We start from the raw sequence: 23631 nt of genomic DNA, 5'->3' as shown, positions 1-23631 counted from the left end.
CAAACGCGCTTTTGCCGGAAATCTGCGGCGGCGCTTCTTGCTGCGCCCGAGAAGCAGGGGAAGAGACGCGGCATTTGCCATGGCAGCTGCGGAAAACGCTTGCTGCCAACAGAACGAACGCAATTTGCCACACCGCGCGGGTATGGCTGCGACGTCCAGGCCGGTCATGCAGGGTGCGTGCAAACGCCCCTCCTTGCTCCCTGTCTCCTACGACACGACCAGCGTAAACAGACGCGCCGCAGAGTCAATCGATTGTGCAATCGATTGTTTCCATGATGAAAACAAACGGCTTCGAATAAAGTTCCGCGAATTGCGAAAACATTTGTTTTCTCAGGCAAGGATACGTGAACCGGAAGATCGCCAGATCGCCCATTCCTCAGGGCAACCCGGCTCGAATACTGGGATGAGACCTAGGCGCGGTCTTCCGCCTGACGTTGCAAGACTTCGCGAAGATTGAAGGCGGCTTCCATCAGATCCTTGGTGTAATCGCTCTGTGGATTGTCGAAGACCTCACTCGTTGGTCCTTCTTCCACCACCTGTCCCGACCGCATCACAATCGCATAGTCCGACAGCGCCTTGACCACAGCCAGATCGTGGCTGATGAAGATGAAGGACAGGTTGTGGCTGTCCTGAATGCGCCTGAGCAGGGTGATGATCTGCTTCTGCACCGAGCGGTCGAGCGCCGAGGTCGGCTCATCGAGCACGATCAAGGTGGGCTTCAGGATCACGGCGCGGGCAATGGCGATGCGCTGGCGCTGCCCACCTGAAAATTCGTGCGGGAAACGGTTGCGCATGGATGGGTCGAGCCCGACCTCCTCCAGCGCCTGAGTGGCCCGCTTGTCACGCTCGCGCGCCGAAAGCCCCGGCTCATGCACCAGAAGTCCCTCGGTGATGATTTCACCCACCGTCATACGCGGGCTGAGCGAACCATAGGGATCCTGAAAAACCATCTGCAGGTTGCGCCTGAATGGCCGCATCGCCGCGCGGTCGAAGCCTTGAATGGGTGTGCCCTGATAGACGACCCGCCCTTCAGACGGCAGCAACTGCAGAAGCGCACGGCCCAACGTTGATTTGCCCGAACCCGACTCTCCGACGATGCCGATCGTCTGCCCGGCGCGCAGGGTCAGCCCGACATTCTGCACCGCCTTCAGTTCATAGCCCGGCCCCGAAAAGAGCCCGCCCTTGATGGTGAAGGTCACACACATGTCTCTGGCATCGAGCAGGATTGGCTGATCGTCGCCCACCGGTGATTTGTGGCCCTCGGGTTCGGCGGCCAGAAGCATTTTCGTGTAGTCCTTCTGCGGTCGCTGGAAGATATCTTCCGTCACGCCCGTCTCCACCACGAGCCCCTTCTGCATCACATAAACCCGGTCGGCAAAGGCCTCGACGATGCCGAGATCATGGGTGATGAAGAGGATGGCCATACCCAGCTTTTTCTGAAGCTCTGCCAGCAGGCCGAGAATCTCGGCCTGGATCGTCACATCCAGCGCCGTCGTCGGCTCGTCGGCAATCAGCAGATCCGGATCGTTGGCGAGCGCCATGGCGATCATCACACGCTGGCGCTGGCCGCCTGAAAGCTCGTGCGGGTAGGATTTCAGCCGCCGCTCGGGATCGGGAATGTGAACGAGCTTCAACAGTTCCAGCGCCCGCTTGCGTGCCGCCCCCGCCGAAAGCCCGCCATGCACCCGGATCGGCTCGCAGATCTGCCGCTCAATCGTGTAAAGCGGATCGAGTGACGTCATCGGCTCCTGAAAAATCATGGTGACCTTGGCGCCGCGGATCCTGTTGAGCCTTGCGCGAGGCAGTCCGATCAGTTCCTGCCCGCGATAGGTCACGGAACCGGAGACGGAACCATTGTTGGCGAGAAGCCCCATGGCAGCCATCATGATCTGGCTCTTGCCGGACCCCGATTCACCCACCACAGCAACCGTTTCGCCGGCTTTCACATGCATGTCCACTCCCCGCACCGCCTCGACCGCTCCGTCAGGCGTGTCGAAGGTGACACGGATGTCGCGAATATCGAAAATGGGTTCCCCGTTCTGCTTCATCATGTCACCGGTCCTTCGGATCGAGCGCATCGCGCAGGCCATCGCCGAGGAAGTTGAGCGCAAAGAGAAGCGCGGTCAGCGCCAGTGAAGGGTAGAGCAGCATATAGGCCGCCCCGCGCATGTTGCGTGCACCTTCCGAGATCAGCACGCCAAGGCTGGTGAGCGGCTCCTGCACGCCCAGACCGAGAAAGGAGAGAAAGCTCTCCAGCAGGATAACCTTTGGCACCAGGAGCGTCATGTAGATGATCACCGGACCGAGTGTGTTGGGTATGATATGCCGTTTCAGGATGCCCCTTGAACCGACGCCCAGAGCTTCCGCCGCCTGCACGAATTCGCGCCGCCGGAGCGAGATTGTCTGTCCCCGAACGATGCGCGCCATGTCCAGCCATTCCACGGCACCGACCGCGATGAACATCAGAACCACGTTTCGACCGAAAAACACCACGAGCAAAATGGCGAAGAAGGTGAACGGCAGCGAATACAGAATGTCGACGATGCGCATCATGATATTGTCGACGCGTCCGCCGAGAAAGCCGGCAGTGGCGCCATAAATCACGCCGATCAGCAATGCCACACCCGTTGCAAGGGCGCCGATCATCAGCGAGATGCGGATCGAGATCAGCACACGAGCGAAGAGGTCACGCCCATTCGCATCCGTGCCGAATATGAATCTCAAACGCTGGACATCCGCTTCCATCACGATCGATCTCTTGTCCTCTGCCTGCTCCACGATGCGTGCGTTTGAGAACAGGTCCGAGCGGTCAAGATAGCGCGTCACGCGTGGATCAATCTCACGGCGTGACGTCGCCTCGATGCGCACCGTATTGCCGTCGAGTTCGATGAAACCGGTATCGAGCCGCGCTCGCGACAGGGCAGATTCGGCCAGCGGCACGATCTCCGCCTTCCGCGGATAGGCTTCGAGGCTGGCCGGCACTTTCACGAAATCCGAATAGACACGCGCATAGGGATGCGGCGCCAGCATCGGGCCGAAAATGCCTGCAAAGACAAACAGGACCAGGATGAACAGGCTGGCCATGGCGGCGCGATTTCTGCGCAGCCGCATGAAGGCCGTTTCCCACAGCGAGCGGCTCTTCGTGGTCGGCAACTCGTCCTCGGGCGGCAAGGGCCCTCTTGCGGGTCCGGTGGCGATGTCAGTCATAACGCACTCTCGGGTCCAGCGCCGCATAGAGGAGGTCGACGATCAGATTGAAGACCACCACGAAGACGGCGATGATGATGACGGTGCCCATAACCAGCGTGTAGTCGCGGTTGAGCGCACCCTGAACGAAATAGCGGCCGATTCCCGGCAGACCGAAGATGGTTTCGACCACCACCGAGCCGGTCAGCAATGCTGCCGCTGCCGGCCCCAGATAGGAGATCACCGGCAGACAGGCTGCCCGAAGCGCGTGCACGACAACGATCATGCGCTGCGGCAGGCCGTAGGCTCGCGCGGTGCGCACATGGTCGGAGCGCAGCGCCTCGATCATGGATCCGCGTATCAGGCGAGCGATGATGGCCACCTGGGGCAGGGCCAGCGTGATCACGGGCAGCACCATGGATTCAGGGCTGTTCCAGCCGCCGGCCGGCAGCAAGCTCAGCCACACGCCGAATATGAGCGACAGAAGCGGTGCGACCACGAAGTTCGGCACGGTGATGCCGAAGGTGGCAACCGCAATGACCGAATAATCGACCCAGGAGTTCTGTCGCAATGCGGCGATGGTGCCGAGCACACAGCCGATCAGCAGCGCCACAAGCAACGCCATGCCGCCAAGCTGAATGGACACGGGTAGGCCATTGCCGAGCAATTGCTGCACGGAAAAATCACGATAGATGAAACTCGGACCCAGATCGCCACGGGCGAGATTGCCGAGATAGTAGAAATACTGCTCCCAGATCGGCTTATCGAGGTGAAAAACGCGGTTCAGGTTTTCCAGAACCTTCGCTTCCAGCGTGCGCTCGCGGTCGAAGGGACCGCCCGGCGCCACCCGCATCAGGAAGAAGGCGAAGGTGATGATCAGGAACAGGGTCGGAATAGCGCCGAGGAGACGGCGAACGGCATAACCGAGCATCGCTACCAACTCTCATGCTGGTTCGATGCCGCCCGGTCCCGAAAGGGTCCGGGCGGAAATATCGAACGCTGTTGTTACTCGCTGATGCTCATGAAGCGCGTCCCATGGACGTTCTGGATGTTGTCCTCCCAGCCCGAAAGTTTGGGGGACACCAGAGAAAGGGACGAGTAGAAGAGAAGCGGAACATACGGCATGTCTGCCAGGAACAACGCTTCTGCCTCACGCAGAATCTCGGCACGCTTGACCAGATCGGTCTCGGCAGCGGCCTTGTCCATCAATGCGTCATAGTCCGGGTTTTCATACTGGGCGTAGTTGAAACCGGTATTGTCGCTCTCGACCAGGAACAGGAAGTTCTGCGGGTCGGAATAGTCGCCGATCCAGCCGGCGCGCGCCACGTCGAAATCCTTCTGGTCGCGCAGGTTGGCATAATGCGCCGATAGATCGCGAACATTGAACTCGACATTGACGCCAAGCGGCTTCCACATGTCGGCAATCGCGGTCGCGGTGTTCTTGTGGTTCTCGGAATTGTTGTAGGCAAGCTCCACGGTCAGCGGATTGTCTTCACCGTAACCGGCTTCCTTCATCAACTCGATGGCCTTGTCCTCGCGGTCGAGCGGCGACATGTCTGCCCACTCGGCCTGAGCACCGCCGCCCTCATAATTACCGATGCCGGGCGGCACGAGCGAATAGGCGGGCAGCATGGAGCCGGCCCAAATCTCCTCGCCAAGGAATTCGCGATCGATAGCCATCGAGAGCGCCTGGCGCACGTTAGGATCGGCCATGGCCTCGCGCTTCATATTGAGCGCGTAATAATAGGTGCCGAGATAGGGTGTGATCCGGACCTGATCGCCAAGACGCTCCTTGAGTGACTTGATCTGCTCGGTCGGCAGGTCGGAACAGCTATGGACTTCGCCCGCCTCGAAACGACGCACACAGGTGGCGCGGTCCTCGATCGGCAAATACTCGATCCGGTCGATCTTCACACTGTCGGCATCATGGAAATTCTCGTTCTTTTCCATGACGATCTTGTCGCCCGGTTGGAAGGAGACAAGCTTGTAGGCACCGTTGGTCACGATGTTTTCCGGCGCCACGAAATCGGTCCCGTGGGCTTCAACCGCCTTCGGGTTGACCGGCAGGCCAGTCTGGTGCGTCAAGAGCTCCAGGAAATAGGGGGTCGGCTGCTCGAGGGTGACTTCGAGCGTGCGCTCGTTCACCGCCTTGACGCCCAGCTGATCAGGCTCCATCTCACCCTTGTTGATCGCTTCTGCATTCTTGATCGGGTAGAGAATGTTGGAATATTTCGCGCCGGTGTCCGGCGTCATGATACGACGCAGCGAGAAGACAAAATCCGCCGCCACGACCGGATCGCCATTCGACCATTTTGCATCGTCGCGCAGCTTGAATGTGTAAACCGTCGCATCGTCGGAAACGGTCCATTCCTCCGCAACGCCCGGAATGATCTTCGCTTTTGCATCATAGACGACGAGACCTTCATAGAGATCGCGCAGAAGGTGTGCCTCAACGACGGTCGAGGTCTTGTGCTGGTCCAGCGTTTCGGGGTCGCCATCATTGCCGCGGACATAGGTGACGGCAGACGCTGCCATTGCCGAAGAGATCAAAATCGTGCCCGCGAGCAACGGACGTATCAGTGATTTCAACATTTCCCGCACTCCCATTTTCTTGCTTGCTGTCATCCACCCAACGGATGAGAGAGGCGGCATTTGGCAATGAAATTCCGTATACGTCAAACGCTTTTGGGTGGATTTTCCATAGGTTGCACGGAATGCGCAATATTCCCCGCGTAAGTGCAAGTTTCATAGAAATAATATTATCTGCAACCGCCTTCGCACGATCAGAATTGCAAGGCCGCATCATGCCACCCACCGTCCCTCCTGCCTGGACGGAACAGGCATTTCTGACATGCCTGATGGAGCACAGCACTCAACGAACAAATGGCAGCCACGTGCCCTGGCCGTGTAAAAATTTGCCCGGAACTCGTGCTCCAACCTGCTTCGCGTTGACGTCCGGCACCACGCAAATCATTATTCGGCACCAAAATCAGCCCGCGTGGATCCCCTTGGAAACGACGGAAGAGCTGCACACCGCCCAGGACACTCCGCCGCAACGGGAGACGGTCAACCTGTCACCTGCGCATTTCGATATCCTGTTCAGCCGGTGCCGTCCCGAGCACCACAGGGCAGGGTCCTACCTCTTCATGCACGAGGATCCTGCACACCGGATATACGGTGTTCTGTCGGGCACGGTCGAGATTTCCACCTATTCTATCAGCGGTCGGAAACTGGTTGCGAATATCGAGCTGTCCCGGAGTCTCATCGGCGAGATCGGAGCGCTGGACGGGGGAACCAGGACTGCAAGCGCCATTTGCCTGACCGATTGCGAACTGGTGTCTCTAAGCCGCGAGCAGCTGATGCGGAAACTGGCGGAGGACGCCTCATTGTCTCTTGCGATGATCGAGCTTCTTTGCGCGCGCCTGCGCTGGATCAGCAATGAACGGAACGATCAGGCTTTGCTCAAGGTGGAAGCGCGACTCGCCAAGCGCCTCCTGCTTCTGGACGAGAGGATTGCCGGTGATGGCGGCTGGATTGGAATTTCCCAATCCGAGCTTGCCGCCTTCTTGGGTGCGACCCGCGAATCCGTCAACAAGATGCTCAATGCCTGGCGCGGTGAAAACCTGATCGCGATCAGGCGCGGTGCCATAAGACTGATCTCCAGAGCCGGCCTTCAGGAGGTCGTTCAGCAAGAAGACGACTGATCACAAGCGGGACAGGAGATACCGCAGGCTGGAGCGGCTCGGCATGAAGAAATAGCCACCGCCGCGCGTGGTCACGAAGCTTGGCAGGTCACGCAGCATCAGCCGCCCCTCACCAATCGGGATAGAGAAACTGCCCTTGCCCTCATTGGCGCCGATGGCCGGGTCCTTCTCATCCGTGAGCCCCTGAAAGAAGGAGGCCGAGATCCAGCTTTGCTGCATGAACTCATATTGTCGCTCGATATCGGCATTGAGGCACATGAAAAGCAGGCCTGTTTCCTGATCGCTTTTGTAGGTTCGTCCGCAACGCAGAATGCGATGGCGATTGTTGATCCTGAGCTGGGTTTGCGGATCGTCCCCCAACGAGTCTCTCGGGTTGGAGCGGCGCACATGCGAACCCAAAGGGCAATGAAGCCCCTGCGAGTCTTCCAAGGCAAAGGCGAAATCGTTATCAGGCTCGCGGTCGTTGCGTCCATTGGGATTGCGCACCAGGGAGGTGCCGTCCTGCCAGCGTCCGATCATTTTGGCGGCGATCCATTTCGAATCGAGCCTGGCATTGCCCGTCTCGGTGCGCACCGCTTCGGCAGCATGACGGCAATAGGTGTTGAAGGCGGAAACATGCTGTTCGAGCTGGCGGATCACCATAAAACTGCCATTTCGTCCGAAGTCTCGCAAGGTTGCCTTCTTGCCGAAGAGCGGTGTTTCTTCTCCCGTTTCCACCACTGGAAGTATGCCGAGGCGATCTTCGGTTTCGACAATCGTTGGGGAAGGCGGGTAGAGCGCGTTTTCATCCGGATAGCCAAGTAAGAACTCGCCCGGAGCGATGAGGTGCATGGGCGATGCGCTTTCTTTTGCCCGCGGCGTGCCCCGCACGATCGGCTGGGAAATACCGTCGGCGAAACCGAATTGCTCAACCGCGTGCCCGCCCTCTCTTTTGATTTCCAGGGGAAGCTGCGCAACGGGCTTCACGCCCGCTTTGTCTGTTGCGTGCATCAGTGACTGAATGTCTTTGTCCAGTGTTTCATACATGCGCGCATAGCAGATCACCGCGACATCGACCGGCTTCTCCTGCGAGCCCCATGCCCAGCGTTCCGGTGCGCTCTTGCCGATGTCGTCGAGCACACGGCTGCGCGCCTCCGTTGCCATGCCCTGCCGAAAGGCGGCCGGAAAACCGTCGAGGCGGTCGTCGCCCGAGCGCTCTCCCAGCCCCAGCCTTCTCAGCCCATCCGGCCCGAAAAGGGTGATCATGGCCCGCTCGGGCGGAAGCTGATTGCCGAAACTGGTACGTTCCAGCAAAAACGCCAACCATTCCCGCCGCGCCGGGCGCGGCAGGTCCGCCGGGATATGGAAGGCGAGCAACTCCGCTTTTGCGAGCGGGCCAAGAGGTCCGAAGAAGATCGACTGGATCTCCTCGATTTCAAGCGTGTCACGTGGGCGCGGTTGCGAGCCGAACAGGCGCAGCCAGTCGCGCGCTTCACTTTCGGTTTCCGCCTTCGCGATACCGCTGCGGATCAGCGAGTTGATGCGGATACGCGCAGTGGTGAGGCCTGGATAGGCCGCATACCAGAAAAGCGTCGGAACCTGCTGTGCCCGCGCCCAGCGCTTGAAGCGGTCGCCATCACTCGCCCCGTCGAAGAACAGCATTCGCGTTCTCGGAAATCCTTCCGTGTTGCTCCAGACCCCGGTCAGACCGGCGCGCGCCTTGGTGATGAAATCCTCCAGATAGCTTTCCCAGCTCCCGCCATAATTGCTGAAGAAGACAAGCTGTTTCGTCGCCGGCAGGAGCACCCAGCGGGCAAAGTGGATCGTGTTGATATCGGAAAGGTACCCCGGCCGGAAAACCTGCCGGGCCATGATCGAAATCAGATAGAAGGAGAGACGCAGCGCAAGGCGTCTCAACCAACCGCCCTTGAGCGTCGAGACCGCGGTAAGATGATTTTGCGCCAGATGGTTTTCCCGCTTTGAAATCTCTTCGAGAGCCGACAGATCCGCATTTCGGTCGCTCGGCACATCACGTTTTTCAAGCCGCCTCAGATAGAGGATCAAGAGCCCCGCTATGAAGGCAAGCAGCATGATCACGCCGATCAGGGTGAGCACGATTGAGGTGCCGACGATCAGCAGATTGCGAAAGAAGCCGGGCGCGTAGCCGAACACCAGCGAATAGGTGATGGCGAGGCAGATGAGGAGTGTTACCGTCACCGCCACCAGAACTTTCGGCGCGCGCAGAGTCCGCTTGACTGCGCTGGCAAGGCTGCCGGCCGGTTTCTCCAGCAGCGTTTCGGCGGGCTCGAACGCCCAGTCGAAGCGCCCGTCGTTGGCCAGTTTCTGCCGGACACTGTCCAGAATTCTGCCCGCCTCGGCGCCGTCAGGCGCCGCCGCGATTTCTTCGCGTGCGGTCTTTTCCAACTCCGCTTCCGCCCGGATGCGCCGGACAGAGTGACCAGGTGTGCCGGAGAACACAAGCCCCGCATTGCTGCCGAAGGTCGGGGAGATATCGAGCGCGTTGTCGCGGATAAGCGTACCGGCCGGCTTATGCCCGCTCGTTCCGCTCGCCATGGCAAAAAGCTCCCGTAGAATGGGTTCGGCCCCCTGCACAAAAGCATCCACGACCTGATCCTTCGTGCCATCGCCTGATAACTCGACGACGAGGTGACCGGCGCTGTTGCTCTCCCTTTCGCTTCGCCCGTCGATCACGGCGATGCTGGCGAAATGGATCACGCCACTCGCGTCCAGCGCGCGCGTCATCGCTTCTCCCGCCGGATTGCCCAGCCTATCGACCCTTTCGCGCAACGCGTCCAGCGGCGCGTCCCTGTCGCAGGGAAACACGGCTGTCACCATGGCGTGCTGGACCGTCCTTGAAAGTGGGGCGGGATCAAAGCAAACCGTGAGACTTTCCGGATAGGCGCCGAGCCGTTTCAAGCGCCCGTCTTTCCCGCCGCCGCGTTTCAACCCGGGCTTTGAGAACAGTGCGCGGAAGCACTCAGCGATCTGTATCCGGGCGATTGCAGCACCGATGCACTGGTGAATGCCATGACCGAACACCATGTAATCCCGCGCCGGACGGTCCGTGTCGAAGCGCTCGGGTTCACGCACCACTGCCGGGTCGAACATGGCCGAAAGGGTCGCGGGCATCACCGTGGTGCCTGCTTTTATCTTCCGTTCGCGGCGTGTCCCTTTGGCGAGCACCGCATCCCGCGCTGTGTACCGGAACGGACCTACCCAGATAGGCTTGAAGCGCATCGCCTCAAGGATGGCGCGTTCGAGACGCGCATCGTCGCCGGCCGCGATCGCCTCTTCCACTGCCCGACGCGCCTCGGGTTTGGAAAGCACGACATCCAGGCAATTGCCACTCGCCAGAAGATTGGTGGGCGTAAAGCCGGCAATCATGCCCAGCATGATCGCATGGACCTCGCCGAGGCTGATCTGTGGTTCTTCCGCATCGAGCATCTTGACCAGCCGCCCAAGCGGTGTGGTGTTTGGCACCGTCCCCTCGCGTACCGCCATGACCGATCGATCAATCGATCGCCGCACGCGATCGGCGGCCACAACCGCCAGTTCCCGTGTCACAGGATCGGCACCGGGATCGGCGAAAAACAAGCCGCTCAAAGCATTGGCCCAATCAGAGAAGGCCTCCTCATCGTCGATGAGAATGCCGAAATAATCGCGGCAGATGCGAACCGGGACGACACGCAGAAGCGCGGCAACCGCATCAAAACGCGGGGCGGCGCGTTGCATGATGGCTGAAGCGTGCCGCGCCGCCATAGGGCGTACAACCCCTTCGACCTCGTCCGCAGGAAAGGCTGACAATACGGTCGATTTCATGCGTCGATATTCCGGACCGTCCTGCATGCCGAGAATGAAGTTGGTCCCTCCGGCGATCTCCGCCATTTCAAGACCGTAAGGGGTTTGGAATACGTCCTGACGCTCAAGGATTTCGCGCACATCTTCGCTGCGCGTCACAAGCACGAAATCGCCTATTTTGAGTACGGGATGAAACCGCCGCAAGAAACCAAGCACCCACCGCGGGTTCTCAAGCAGGCGGCTGGTAAGTTTGGCGCGCCAACCCTTTGCACGCATCCGCTCCATATCGAACGGCGGCATGTGGGCTATCGGCCCCTGAGTGCGCTGCGCTTCACGCACGCCGTCGTAATATTTGGTCGTCGCCATTGCGTTCCCCTCCGACAGCAAAGGCCTACGCGTGAAAGGGCCGATTATGTGTGAAGCAATTCACGCAGGTCCGGGTTCGGGTGCTCCATCCTCCTGATTGGCGATGTTGAAATTGTCGATGAGGAACGCAGTCGCCGATTTCTGTGCGAAAGGTATCCATGCGACACGTTCAAGCGAAAAATCGGGATGATAGGCGTTGAAAATCGCGCGTTCCCGGCGTGCGTCGTCCACGCGGTCACACCGTGCGAGTGCTCCGATCTTAAGAAAGCGCGCGTAGAAATACCGCGGCGACAGACCCAGCGAAGCCTCCGCCGCTGCGATGGCCTCGTCCCACCGCTCTTCAAAGCAGCAGGCGGCGGCCAGTTCGCCAAGATTGTGGAAGCCGTAAATGTCGAACGGGCTCAAACGCCGTGCTGTCTCAAGCAGAGGTATGGCCCTACCCGCCTCCCCAAGCAACAGATGGGCGCTGCCCATTGCCGAATGGGCGAATGCGAAACTGGGGTTGATCTGCAGGGCTTCATGCAGGTGTTCGATCGCGGCCTTCGGTTGGCCCCTCATGATTGCAACGGCGCCGAGATTGGCGTGCGGCCGTGCATCCTGGCTGTCCATCAACAATGATTTGCGCGACAGATCCGTGACTTTGTCGAGGTCGTCGCCTGCACCCGACCGCAGCCATCCACGCCAAAAGTGCCACCATGCGAGTTCGTTCAGCACCGCGCTCGAATTAGGGGCTTTCCGGCGTGCCTCATCGAGACAGTCGAATGCCAGCGCCGTGTCCTCGCGGGTGCGGCGCTGCATGTGCCAGCGCGCGCGCCGCACGAGCTGCCATGTTTCGAGGCTCTCCCATGGCACCTGAAATGTGCGCGCCTGCTCGACCCTTTCCACCTCTTTTTCGAGCATGGAAACGATCTGGCCACCGATCTCATCGTTGACCAGAGAGACTTCGTCCAATGGCCGGCGGAATCCACGTGTCCATACCAGTCTTTCATTTGACGCATCGGTCAGCGTGATAACGAGATCGAAATGTGCATGGCCGCGTGCGAGCCTGCCGTCAACGAGATAGCGGGCACCAAGCGCGCTGCCGGTCATGCGCGCACCCAGCGCCTTGTCGCGAAACTGGAAGCTCGATTCCCGCGCGATCACCGGCAGCCAACGCGTGCTGCAAAGACCTTGAATGATATCTTCAGCAACGCCGTCGGCGATGTAGTCGAATTCCCGCGCGCCGGCCTCGTTCTGAAACGGCAGAACGGCAACCGCCGGCGGAGCGGCCGGGTCGGCGGTCCGATGCGGCACCATCTGTGTCTGCTCACCCTCGCCCCGGCTCGCCACGAAAATGCGAACCGGAAGAGCGATGTTCTTGAGTTGCCGCTCGCCGAGATCGGTGAAGCTGGCGGCAACCTTGTCCCTGACATGGTTCCAGGTTGTTTCCGAGATCGCCAGCCCATCCGTGGGGGCCAGTTCCTGAATGCGGGCGGCAATGTTGACGTCATCGCCGTAAAGGCTGGCGCCCCGAACGATCACATTGCCCGTATTGATTCCGACCCGGAACGGCATGCGCCGGTCGCCGGGCACCTGACCGTTGAGGTCGACAATCCGGCTCTGGAAATCGAAGGCGGCGCGCAACGCGTCTATGGGTGTGCCGAATTCCGCCATGATGCTATCGCCGGCAGCACCGAATGTTCGACCACCGGCGGCATCGCAACTGTCGGCGATGATCGACCGACGCTCCTCGAATGCGGCCACCGCAAACGCGTCATCGATTCCCATTAGCCGTGAAAATCCGACTGCGTCGATAGACGCGATCGTCGTGACCTGTCGGGTATATTGCCCCTCGGACATGGATTTTTTTCAGTTGGTGCCCCTCAAGGACCCCAGCGTATCCCCGCTTAGGGGTTCGGGCAACCGGGAAGAGCACGAGTCCATTTGCCGGCGCAATCTGGGTTGTTGCGTGGCTGAGAAACATCTCCGTTGGCAAGTGTAGCCAATTTCACAGAAGTCACATGCTGTGGTGGTTAATCTAGCATCCGTTAGCAGAGCAACCTCGGCGAAAACAGCGGGTTTCCAACATGACGGCCTTCTCATCCTGTACCGCATCCTCCCACGGACCGGACTTGCCGCCGCAAGAGGCCCGCCGCAGCACGATTGGAAAAACCTCGAGCCGTGCACTCACGCAGAAGGGCTCGGTGGTCCTCGTCGATGACCGGATCCTGGCACGTCAGTGCCTGCGCAGCAGCCTGGCATCTCATCCAGCTCCCTGGGATGTGTTTGCCTGCAGCACGATGGAAGAATGGCAGAATGAAGCGGACCGGCATCCTCCACTGGCCGCTGTGCTCCTCCATGTGGGCTCCACCAACATAATGGAATCCCACATGGAGGAGCTAATCAGGCAGACCATCAAGGTGTCCGGATCAGCGCCATTGATCATCCTGGCGGACCGGGATGATGTCGTGCAGATCGTCAATGCTCTCGACTATGGCGTGCGGGGCTATATACCTTCGTCGGTGAGTGTCGAGGTTTGTGTCGAAGCCATCAACCTTGCACTTGCCGGCGGGGTATTCGTGCCCGCCAGCACCGTCTTCGCCATCCGTGAGGTCATCAACGGCGACGCCGGGCATAACCCGCGCCTGACGGAAATGTTCACCCCTCGCCAGATCCAGGTGGCTGAGGCCATCTGGCAGGGCAAACCCAACAAAATTATCGCCTACGAACTGAACATGTGCGAGAGCACGGTCAAGGTACACATTCGAAACATCATGCAGAAACTGAAGGCGACCAATCGCACCGAAGCCGCCTACAAGGTATCCAATCTGTTCACGAGTAACGGGATTGATCTTCTGAACCAGTGATCATCCGAGTGCGGGCACTGGCCCTCTTTCCGCCCTCTTCTCGCCCTCTTCTCGCACGGCGCCCAGCATGGCTTCGTGAACTCCCTTATTTGCTAAAGCCTTCAGATAAGCTAGAGCCGTTCGGGAGTGATGCCGCCCGGGTCGCCCGGCATCTGCGCGTCGGCAATCGAAGGAGAGGGTAATTCATGAGCGGAGCCATACTGACCATCGATGAACTCACCGGTTTGGTCGAGGAGATCATGCTCAAGGGGGGGCTTTCTCCCCTCCACGCGGCCGCATTGACCAGGGTGATCGTTGCCGGAGAGCGCGATGCATGCAAATCCCACGGCGTCTATCGCGTCGAAGGTTGCCTGCGCACTATCAAGGCCGGCAAGGTCGTCCCGGATGCGGTACCGGAGCTCTCCAGCGATGACAGTGCCATCGTTCGCGTTGCGGCCGGGGGTGGCTTCTCCAATGCGGCCTTCGAAGCCGGCGCACCCGTTCTGGCCGAAAAGGCCAGAAAATTCGGACTTGCGGCTCTTGTCATCAATGACTGTACCCACTTCGCTGCCCTATGGCCCGAGATCGAACTGCTGACGGAGCACGGCCTTGCCGCCATGGCCATGTGCCCGAGCTATGCCAGCGTTGCCCCATCCGGTGGCAGTGCCGCGCTTCTGGGTACGAACCCGTTTGCCTTTGGCTGGCCACGGCGCGACAAGAATCCCTATGTCTTCGACTTCGCCACCAGCGTTGCCGCACGCGGCGAAATAGAGCTTTATCGCCGTGCCGGAAAGCAGCTGCCCGACGGCTGGGCGATCGACCGGGACGGACATCCCACCACAGATCCGGAGGCCGCCCTCGATGGGGCAATGCTTCCCTTTGGCGCTCACAAGGGATCTGCGATTTCCACCATGATCGAGTTGCTTGCCGCAGTCATGATCGGCGACTTGACCAGCCCGGAGGCACTGGAAGCCCTGGGAACCACCGCATTGGCGCCGGCCCATGGCGAACTCATCCTCGCCTTTGATCCCACCCGCTTTTCACAAGGTCGGGCGGGCGACCCGCTGGCGCGTGCCGAAATGCTGTTTGAGGCCATGACCGGCCAAGGCGCGCGGCTACCCTCCCAGCGGCGGTTTGCCGCCCGTCAGAAGGCGCTTGCCGAAGGCATCCGTCTCACATCCGAGGAAATGGCACTGCTCGAACGACTGCGCGGAAAAGGACTTGATGCAGTTTGAACATGGGAGCCCTCCCGGACAGGGAGGGCTCTTAGGCAAAGTCAGGCTGCTGATTTTGCAACGGCACCTGGCAATTTGCTCCAGTCCGCATACCAGTCGCAGAAGAGCTTGTACTGCGCTTCGGCATAGCCGCGCTGGCTCTTTGACAGTGCATCCGTTTCGTTGAAGTGCAGGCGATACGCTTCGTCACCTGAGAGCACCATCAGGTATTTGTAATAAAGGACGAGATCGGCCCCCTCGTCGAACGAGGACAGCACTGCGAGTGCCGCGTCAAGTTCGGCGGCGCGCTGGCGCGCTTCCGCGTCGCCTGCCGCAGCGGCCTGGCTCAGCGTGACGAGATGCAGAACTTCGCGAGGAAGCACATTGCCGATGCCGGTGATGGCGCCATCCGCACCGCAATTGACGAAACCGTGAAAAACCGTCGTGTCGACACCGATCATCAGCTTGATGTCCGGATCGCCGCCGGTGATGTTTTCCGCCGCGTAGCGCAGATCGGCAGCACCGCCAAATTCTTTGAAGCCGACCAGGTTGGGATGCTCGGTACGCAGCGCGAAGAACAGGTCCGCCCGGGTGGCAAACCCGTAATACGGACTGTTGTAGATCACCGCCGGCAGGTCGGGAGCGGCCGAAAGAACAGCCTTGAAATGGTTGCGTTGGGCCGCAGTCGACGTGCCGCGTGAAAGCACGCGCGGAATGACCATCAGTCCTTTCGCACCCACCTTGGCCGCATGTGCTGCATGGGCCACCGCACCGGCCGTGTTGACAGCGCCAGTCCCGACAATGACGGGGACGCCGGCCTCAACGAGCCGGGTAACGCCTTCCATGCGCTGCGCGTCGGTCAGGAGCGGCCAATCGCCCATCGACCCACAATAAACCACGGCGCGCATGCCGGTTTCGATCAGTTCCTTGCCCTTGCGCACCAGCGCATCGAAATCGGGGCTGCGATCAACCTTGCAGGGCGTCATCAGCGCGGGAATGCATCCCGAGAAAATGTGATTGGTCATACCGAGATTCCTCATTTGTGAGCATTCGTGCCGCTTGCCGGATGGAATGCTGTCCGATCCCCCTTATGCGAGAGGCGGCCAATGTTTCTGCCGTGCAGAATATCATTTGTATTTTTCTTGTCGACATAAATTTACATGTCAGCCCCGCGCTTGTTCCCTGCCCGCAGGAGGAATGGTGAGGCAAGACAAAGCTGAGCGGGAAAATGTGATCGCCGGCAACAGGGCCTAGAGGTCAATCTTCTGGCGCTGGTCCCGCGCAAACATGGTGCGGATCTGCGCGACGATCTGGTCCGCATGCTCTGTCGCAAGCGTATCGGCCTTCTCCACATCGCGCGCCCCGATGGCCGAAATCATGTCCTCATGCTCGACGACATAGCGCTGCGGCAATTGATCGTTGAACGATGAATAATAGAGGCGAAGCAGCCGACGTCCCTCATCGAGCAGACGCAGAAACAGGCTTTCATAATAGGGGTTGCGGGCCGCCGCGGCGATGGCCGCGTGGAACTCGCGATTGGTGGCGATCATGGCCAGCGCGTCCTGTTCCTCGACGGCTTTGGCAAACGCAACCTGGCGGGTGCGAATCGTTTCGAGGTCGTGCGGCTGGTGGTTGAGCGCGGCCAGCCGCGTCGTCACACGATACATCAGCGTCAGCGCATCGAAGAATGTGTGCAGGTTCAGGAAATCGATATTGGCCACCACTGTGGAGCGGTTGGGCAGGGTCGTGACCAGCCCCTCACCGGCCAGCCGAACAAGCGCTTCGCGGATCGGCGTTCGCGACATCGAGAACCGCTCGGCAAGCTGCACCTCATCGATGGGTGCGCCAGGCTTCAGCACCAGATCCAGTATTTCGTCACGCAGCACATCGTAGACGAATTGCACGCCGGAGCCGCGCCTGCGTTCGGAAGGTTTGCGCGTGACGGTTTCAGGCACGGCTGATCCTCATGCTTAAAGGGATAGTCTTTTTGAATCGGCTCAATCGGCATTTGCGAAATGCGCCATCTGGTCTGCATGGGCCTTTCTGAAAGCGGGGCGATCCGTGATCCGCTTCACATAGGCCTCGGTCGCGGGGCGCTCACCAAAGGACCGAATTTTTGCGATGCGCAGCACATCGGCCATCAAGAGATCGGCGGCCGTAAAGCGATCGGCGGCCAGCCACTCTTTTTCAGCGAGTACGCGTTCGACATGTCCAAGGCGGCTTTCCAGCCAGCCAGTCAAATGATTCTGCTCTGCACCGGTCACCTCCAGAAACCACCAGGGGACCGACACCATTTCGATCGAATTGAGTGCGGCGATCAACCATTGCAGGGTCTGCGCTTCCCCGGCGGGGTCGCGCGGCATCAACTTTTCGCTTTTCCGCGCCAGATGCAGCAGGCACGCTCCGCTCTCAAACAGTTTGAGTTTGCCATCGCTCAGAAATGGAACCTGCCCGAAGGGCTGGTGCACAAAATGTTCTGGTCCGCGATCTTTAAACGGGACAGTGCGAACGGTGTAGGCAAGTCCGGCTTCTTCGCAGGCCCATCTCAGCCTCATGTCACGCACATGACCACGGGGTCCCTCAGGAACCCAGTCATATGTCCAGACGATCAGATCACTCATGACATCCAATCCAGTTCAACCGGCGCTCCCCAAGCGACATGCAGCGCTCGGCACGATTGCCTGATTTCCCCTCTGGATCAAGGGACGTCGTGGATCACATGTAGAGAGCTGACGGTCTGTCGAAACGGAATGGAAAATTGGTGGAGCCAAGGGGAGTCGAACCCCTGACCTCTTGAATGCCATTCAAGCGCTCTCCCAACTGAGCTATGGCCCCACACTCCGGCATAGTGGCCGGTCGCCGTCTCCGGCGAAGAGGTCCGGAAGGCCCGCCGGGCCAACCGTGTGGGCGGCTTCTAAACCCGCCCGGCGGGAAGATCAAGCCCCGATTTGCACCCCGTATCACTTTTGGCACGGGGCCGAAGCCATTCTTCCCGCATGTGCTGAAAAATCAGCTTTCCTCGTCGTCGTCTCCGACGCCGATGAAGTCTTTCACATCATCGTCATCATCGTCTTCGTCGTCATCGAGGAACGTGTCATCTTCATCGTCGCCAAGGTCGACATCGTCGTCATCGTCATCGCCGTCGATATCCGAGATCTCTGCCTTGTCGCTGGACGATGCCTCGTCGTCTGCATCCTCAAGGGACACGGTTTCCGGTGCATCCTCCTCGGTATCCAGCTCCTTTTCCTCCACTTCGTCTTCTTCATCCATGGAGGTGTCGGCGCCAGCCTCGAAGAAGCTGCGCGGATAGGTCTGGCCCGTATAGGGAGAGACGATCGGATCCTTGTTCAGGTCGTAGAATTTGCGTCCCGTTTCCGGGCAGACGCGTTTTGTTCCGAGTTCCGGTTTAGCCACCTTGCTGCCTCATCGTCTTGCGGTCGGCCCAGCCTGCGACGGCTCCATCGCGGCCGGCACCGGAAGCGCTTCCTGCCTTACTGAAAATTTTGGTCCCCATACCGGCAAGTCGCGCACCTGTCAAAGCCTAATGCACACCCTGGAAAGGCCTCTCCTTCCACGGCTCACTCTCTTTACAACCCCGTCAGGGCCCATCCGTCAACCGGGGGATGACCGACTATCCTCATCATGCTAGAGCGAACGGACAAAATCCTCGAATAATCTGCCGCCCGGCAGAATGCCTATCATCAGGGACTACAGAATGCATACGACCGAGCCGCGCCCCATGAGCGCCAGAAAATCAGACGCCCTATCGGGCCGGGCCCGCGTGCCCGGTGACAAGTCGATTTCGCACCGGGCGCTGATGTTTGGCGGGCTGGCGGCCGGCGAAACCCGCATTACCGGCCTCCTGGAAGGCGAAGACGTGCTGCGCACCGGCGAAGCCATGAAAGCCATGGGCGCAACCATCGAAAAGCGCGGCGACGAGTGGATCGCGCACGGAACCGGCAATGGCGCGCTGCTGGAGCCCCGAGAGCCGCTCGATTTCGGGAATGCCGGCACCGGCGTACGCCTGACCATGGGCCTTGTCGGCTCGTATGACATGACGACACGCTTTATCGGCGATGCCTCTCTTTCCAAGCGCCCCATGGGCCGCGTGCTGGATCCTTTGAAGGAAATGGGCCTGCAGGTGCTCTCCGCCGAACCGGGCGACCGCTTACCCATCACGCTGCGCGGGCCCAAACATGCAGCACCCATCACCTACCGCGTGCCGATGCCGTCCGCTCAGGTGAAGTCGGCTGTGCTGCTCGCTGCACTGAACACATCGGGCGTGAGCACAGTGATCGAGCCCGTTGCCACACGCGACCATACCGAGAAAATGCTGGCAGGTTTCGGTGCGGCACTTGAGGTGGAGACCGATGGCGAAGGTGTGCGCCATATCCGCATCGAGGGCCAGCCTAAGCTCATCGGCCAGACCATCGCCGTTCCCGCCGACCCGTCTTCTGCCGCCTTCCCACTGGTGGCCGCGCTCATCGTGCCGGGCTCGGACGTGGTGATCGAGAGCATGCTCATGAACCCGACACGCACCGGTCTCGTCACCACGCTTATGGAGATGGGCGCGGATATCGAGATCCTTGAGCGCCGCAACGAAGGCGGCGAGGATGTGGCGGATCTGCGCGTGCGCGGCTCCGAGCTCAAGGGTGTGACCGTGCCGGAAGACCGCGCACCCTCCATGATCGACGAGTATCCCGTGCTCGCCGTGGCGGCCTCCTTTGCCGAGGGCGATACGCTGATGCAGGGGCTGGAAGAGCTGCGCGTGAAGGAATCCGACCGGCTTTCCGCCGTCGCCGAAGGCCTCAAGGCCAATGGCGTCGACTGCGAAGAGGGCGAAGCCTCGCTCAGGGTCACGGGCCGCCCGGGCGGCAAGGGGCTTGGCGGCGGCACGGTCCAGACCCATCTCGACCACCGCATCGCCATGAGCTTCCTCGTCATGGGGCTGGCGAGCGAAAAATCCGTTACCATTGACGATCAGGCGATGATCGCCACCAGCTTTCCCGATTTCACCGCGCTCATGACGCGGCTCGGAGCAAAGTTGGACTGACACCCCGATCGGAAATGGGAGAGAGCAGATGACTGGATTGAAAGTAGCCATGATCATTGGCGGCGGTAGCGGCATGGGTGCCGCGGCGGTCCGCAAGCTGGCAAAAAGCGGTTTTGAAGTCGCTGTCATGTCATCCTCCGGCAAGGGCGAGGCGCTTGGCAGGGAGCTTGGTGGGGTGGGCTTTACCGGCTCCAACCTCTCGCCCGACGATCTCAAGCGCTTCACCGACGCGACGATGGAGCGTTTCGGCCGCATTGATGCTCTGGTGAACGGTGCCGGCCACGGGCCGAAGGGCGATGTGCTCGATATCTCCGACGAGGATTGGCATCAGGGCATGGATGTCTACCTGCTCAATGTGGTGCGCGCGACGCGGCTCGTCACGCCCATCATGCAGGTGCAGAAATCGGGCGCCATCGTCAACATTTCCACCTATGCCACTTTCGAGCCGGAGGCGGCTTTCCCGACCTCAGGCGTGTTCCGCGCCGGCCTTGCCGCCTTCACCAAGCTTTTCTGCGACAAATATGCGGGCGAGAACCTGCGCATGAACAATGTGCTGCCGGGCTTCATCGATTCCCTGCCGGAAAAGGAAGACCGCCGCGCGCGCATTCCCATGGGCCGCTATGGCACTGTGGACGAGGTGGCCGAGCTCATCGCCTTCCTTGCCGACGAGAAATCCAGCTACATCACCGGCCAGAACATCCGCATCGACGGCGGCATCACGCGATCGGTCTGACGACATGAGCGGCAGACTGACCATCGCCATTGACGGGCCGGCCGCCTCCGGCAAGGGCACGCTCGCGCGCCGCCTGGCGGCGCATTATGGCCTGCGCCATCTCGACACCGGGCTCACCTATCGCGGTGTTGCAAAGGCGTTGATCGATGCCGGCCAGCCGCTGGACGACGAGACAATTGCCGAAAAGGCCGCGCGCGCGCTCGATCTAGGCGCGCTCGACCGGGCCGTGCTTTCCGAGCACGGCATCGGCGAGGCCGCCTCCAAAGTTGCGGTGATGCCATCGGTGCGCACCGCGCTTGTCGACAAGCAGCGCGCCTTTGCGAGCGCCCCCCCCGGCGCCGTGCTCGACGGGCGCGACATCGGCACGGTGGTGTGCCCCGATGCGGACGTGAAGCTCTATGTGATCGCAAGCGCCGAGGTGCGCGCCACGCGCCGTTGGCGCGAAATCATGGACGGTGGCGGCAGCGCCGACTATGCGCAAATCCTCGCCGATATCGAGCGGCGCGACGCCCGCGACATGGGCCGAAAGGACAGTCCTCTGCGGCCGGCGGACGATGCGCACTTGCTCGATACGAGTGAAATGGATATAGAGACGGCGTTCCAGGCGGCCTGCAAACTGGTGGATACCAGACTGGCAGCCCGGAACGAGAACTGAAAGTCTGAACTGAAAGAACCGTCTGCCACGCATTCTTTGCGCCGGATCTGCCGCTTCACGCGGCCTTGAGAGCGATCCGCTCGGATGCATGAACGGACAAACGCAACACGAACCACCGGCGCTTTTGCCCCGCTTGATTGACAGGGGCTTTTCAGGAGCATCAATGTCAGAACTCAATCCGTCTCGCGATGATTTCGCGAGTCTTCTCGCAGAATCCTTCACCGAACGCGACGCCGCCGAAGGCTCTGTCGTAAAGGGCCTCGTCACCGCCATTGAAAAAGACATGGCGATCGTCGATGTCGGCCTCAAGGTCGAGGGCCGTGTCCCGCTCAAGGAATTCGGCGCGAAGGGCAAGGAATCCGATCTCAAGGTCGGCGACGAAGTCGAAGTCTATGTCGAGCGCATCGAAAACGCGCTTGGCGAAGCCATGCTGAGCCGCGAGAAAGCACGCCGCGAGGAAAGCTGGGTCAAGCTGGAAGCGAAGTTCAACGCCGGCGAGCGCGTCGAGGGCTTCATCTTCAACCAGGTCAAGGGCGGCTTCACCGTCGATCTGGACGGCGCCGTGGCCTTCCTGCCGCGTTCGCAGGTCGACATTCGTCCGATCCGCGACGTCACCCCGCTCATGCACACCCCGCAGCCCTTTGAAATCCTCAAGATGGACAAGCGCCGCGGCAACATCGTCGTGTCCCGCCGCACGGTTCTCGAAGAGAGCCGCGCCGAGCAGCGCTCCGAGATCGTCCAGAACCTCGAAGAGGGTCAGGTGGTCGAAGGCGTGGTCAAGAACATCACCGATTACGGTGCGTTCGTGGACCTTGGCGGCATCGACGGCCTGCTGCACGTGACCGACATGGCATGGCGCCGCGTCAACCATCCGACCGAGATCCTCAACATCGGTCAGACGGTCAAGGTGCAAATCATCCGCATCAACCAGGAAACCCACCGCATCTCGCTGGGCATGAAGCAGCTCGAGGCCGATCCGTGGGACGGCATCGGCGGCAAGTACCCGCTTGGCAAGAAGGTTCTGGGCCGCGTCACCAACATCACCGACTACGGTGCGTTTGTGGAGCTGGAGCCGGGCATCGAAGGCCTGATCCACGTTTCGGAAATGTCCTGGACGAAGAAGAACGTTCATCCGGGCAAGATCCTCTCCACCACGCAGGAAGTCGAAGTGGTGGTGCTGGAAGTGGATCCGGTCAAGCGCCGCATCTCGCTCGGCCTCAAGCAGACGCTCGAGAACCCGTGGGAGGCATTTGCCCGCAATCACACCGTCGGCTCCGTTGTCGAGGGCGAGGTCAAGAACAAGACCGAGTTCGGCCTGTTCATCGGTCTCGATGGCGATGTGGACGGCATGGTTCACCTCTCCGATCTCGACTGGAACCGTCCGGGCGAACAGGTGATCGAGGAGTACAACCGTGGCGACATGGTGAAGGCGCAGGTTCTCGACGTGGACGTCGAGAAAGAGCGCATCTCGCTCGGCATCAAGCAGCTTGGCCATGACGCCATCGGCGAGGCCGCCGCTTCCGGCGAGCTGCGCAAGGGCGCCGTGGTGACCTGTGAAGTGACCGACGTGAAGGACGGCGGCCTTGAGGTTCGCCTGGTCGATCACGATGTCGAAAGCTTCATCAAGCGCTCCGACCTGTCGCGCGACCGTGCCGAGCAGCGCCCCGAGCGCTTCTCCGTCGGCCAGAAGGTGGACGCCCGCGTCACCGTCTTCGACAAGAAGACCCGCCGCATCAGCGTCTCGATCAAGGCTCTGGAGATCGCGGAAGAGAAGGAAGCCGTCGCACAGTTCGGTTCCACCGACTCCGGCGCCTCCCTCGGCGACATCCTCGGCGCAGCCCTGAAGAACAAGGGCGGCGACGACGAATAAGCCTTACGGCTTTATCGGATGAGAAATGAAAGACCCCGCCGGAGCGATCCGGCGGGGTTTTTTGATGGGGGGAATTGATAGGAACCTTGTTGGGAAGGACCGATTTGCTCCCTTAGAACGGTTCATCGTTTCACGGAAACCCTGTTCCGCTCTATCTCTTTGTTTTTCCTAATCAGGCATTCTGGTTGATTACGGTTGGAAAGCCACCTGAGAAAGCAATCCTTCAA

17 protein-coding genes and 1 tRNA gene are annotated in these 23631 nt (G+C 60.4%); 7 read left to right on the top strand and 11 right to left on the bottom strand.

Annotation, left to right across the window (positions count from 1 at the left end; translation table 11 throughout):
• Positions 1–410: 410 nt before the first annotated feature.
• The 4 genes from KW403_RS08960 to KW403_RS08945 form a co-directional block, all read right to left on the bottom strand.
• Entirely contained in the window at positions 411–2051 is a 1641-nt protein-coding gene (locus KW403_RS08960) for an ABC transporter ATP-binding protein (protein ID WP_223022348.1), read from the bottom strand.
• Between the two features lies 1 nt (position 2052).
• On the bottom strand, positions 2053–3207 hold the full coding sequence (locus tag KW403_RS08955) for an ABC transporter permease (RefSeq protein ID WP_246637935.1): 1155 nt from the start codon (positions 3205–3207) through the stop codon (positions 2053–2055).
• Positions 3200–4117 carry an oligopeptide ABC transporter permease OppB gene (gene oppB / locus KW403_RS08950; RefSeq protein ID WP_223022347.1) on the bottom strand — a complete coding sequence of 306 codons (918 nt, stop codon included), beginning with the start codon at positions 4115–4117 and terminating at the stop codon, positions 3200–3202. Before oppB ends, KW403_RS08955 begins: the two co-directional genes overlap by 8 nt.
• 74 nt (positions 4118–4191) lie before the next feature.
• The gene (locus KW403_RS08945) at positions 4192–5778 is read right to left on the bottom strand and encodes a peptide ABC transporter substrate-binding protein (protein WP_223022346.1); all 1587 of its coding nucleotides are present in this window, start codon (positions 5776–5778) and stop codon (positions 4192–4194) included.
• Positions 5779–6194: 416 nt separating this feature from the next.
• Here KW403_RS08945 and KW403_RS08940 point away from each other — a divergent pair, with 416 nt between their 5' ends.
• Entirely contained in the window at positions 6195–6890 is a 696-nt protein-coding gene (locus KW403_RS08940) for a Crp/Fnr family transcriptional regulator (RefSeq protein WP_246637934.1), read from the top strand.
• On the opposite strand, the gene KW403_RS08935 is transcribed toward KW403_RS08940, so the two are convergent.
• A complete protein-coding gene (locus tag KW403_RS08935) occupies positions 6891–11054 on the bottom strand; it encodes a cytochrome P450 (protein ID WP_223022345.1) in 4164 nt (1387 codons plus the stop codon).
• A 60-nt stretch (positions 11055–11114) separates the two neighbouring features.
• Positions 11115–12893, bottom strand: coding sequence for an adenylate/guanylate cyclase domain-containing protein (locus tag KW403_RS08930; RefSeq protein ID WP_223022344.1), 1779 nt, complete (start codon positions 12891–12893; stop codon positions 11115–11117).
• A gap of 227 nt (positions 12894–13120) precedes the next feature.
• Here KW403_RS08930 and KW403_RS08925 point away from each other — a divergent pair, with 227 nt between their 5' ends.
• Together KW403_RS08925 and KW403_RS08920 are read left to right on the top strand one after the other, a co-directional pair.
• Complete coding sequence (locus KW403_RS08925; protein ID WP_246637933.1) at positions 13121–13900, top strand: LuxR C-terminal-related transcriptional regulator; 780 nt, start codon at positions 13121–13123, stop codon at positions 13898–13900.
• Between the two features lie 185 nt (positions 13901–14085).
• Positions 14086–15114, top strand: a complete 1029-nt coding sequence (locus KW403_RS08920; RefSeq protein ID WP_223022343.1) for an Ldh family oxidoreductase — start codon at positions 14086–14088, stop codon at positions 15112–15114.
• Positions 15115–15155: 41 nt separating this feature from the next.
• Here the strand turns inward: KW403_RS08920 and KW403_RS08915 are convergent, their stop codons facing one another.
• The 5 genes from KW403_RS08915 to KW403_RS08895 form a co-directional block, all read right to left on the bottom strand.
• Entirely contained in the window at positions 15156–16118 is a 963-nt protein-coding gene (locus tag KW403_RS08915; RefSeq protein WP_223022342.1) for a dihydrodipicolinate synthase family protein, read from the bottom strand.
• A gap of 225 nt (positions 16119–16343) precedes the next feature.
• The gene (locus KW403_RS08910; protein WP_223022341.1) at positions 16344–17048 is read right to left on the bottom strand and encodes a GntR family transcriptional regulator; all 705 of its coding nucleotides are present in this window, start codon (positions 17046–17048) and stop codon (positions 16344–16346) included.
• Positions 17049–17090: 42 nt separating this feature from the next.
• A complete protein-coding gene (locus KW403_RS08905; RefSeq protein WP_223022340.1) occupies positions 17091–17714 on the bottom strand; it encodes a glutathione S-transferase family protein in 624 nt (207 codons plus the stop codon).
• Positions 17715–17852: 138 nt separating this feature from the next.
• Positions 17853–17928: transfer RNA gene (locus tag KW403_RS08900), tRNA-Ala, on the bottom strand.
• Between the two features lie 174 nt (positions 17929–18102).
• Complete coding sequence (locus KW403_RS08895; RefSeq protein WP_223022339.1) at positions 18103–18507, bottom strand: TIGR02300 family protein; 405 nt, start codon at positions 18505–18507, stop codon at positions 18103–18105.
• 301 nt (positions 18508–18808) lie between these two features.
• On the opposite strand from KW403_RS08895, the gene aroA reads away from it, so the two are divergent.
• The 4 genes from aroA (at position 18809) to rpsA (ending at position 23404) form a co-directional block, all read left to right on the top strand.
• A complete protein-coding gene (gene aroA / locus KW403_RS08890) occupies positions 18809–20146 on the top strand; it encodes a 3-phosphoshikimate 1-carboxyvinyltransferase (RefSeq protein ID WP_223022338.1) in 1338 nt (445 codons plus the stop codon).
• Positions 20147–20174: 28 nt separating this feature from the next.
• On the top strand, positions 20175–20879 hold the full coding sequence (locus tag KW403_RS08885; RefSeq protein ID WP_223022337.1) for an SDR family oxidoreductase: 705 nt from the start codon (positions 20175–20177) through the stop codon (positions 20877–20879).
• Positions 20880–20883: 4 nt separating this feature from the next.
• Positions 20884–21534 carry a (d)CMP kinase gene (gene cmk / locus KW403_RS08880; protein ID WP_223022336.1) on the top strand — a complete coding sequence of 217 codons (651 nt, stop codon included), beginning with the start codon at positions 20884–20886 and terminating at the stop codon, positions 21532–21534.
• A 163-nt stretch (positions 21535–21697) separates the two neighbouring features.
• A complete protein-coding gene (gene rpsA, locus KW403_RS08875; protein WP_025031123.1) occupies positions 21698–23404 on the top strand; it encodes a 30S ribosomal protein S1 in 1707 nt (568 codons plus the stop codon).
• Positions 23405–23631: the final 227 nt, after the last annotated feature.

The organism is Nitratireductor kimnyeongensis (assembly GCF_019891395.1).
Taxonomy (GTDB): Bacteria; Pseudomonadota; Alphaproteobacteria; order Rhizobiales; family Rhizobiaceae; genus Nitratireductor; species Nitratireductor kimnyeongensis.
This window is presented reverse-complemented; position numbering and strand designations above follow the sequence as displayed.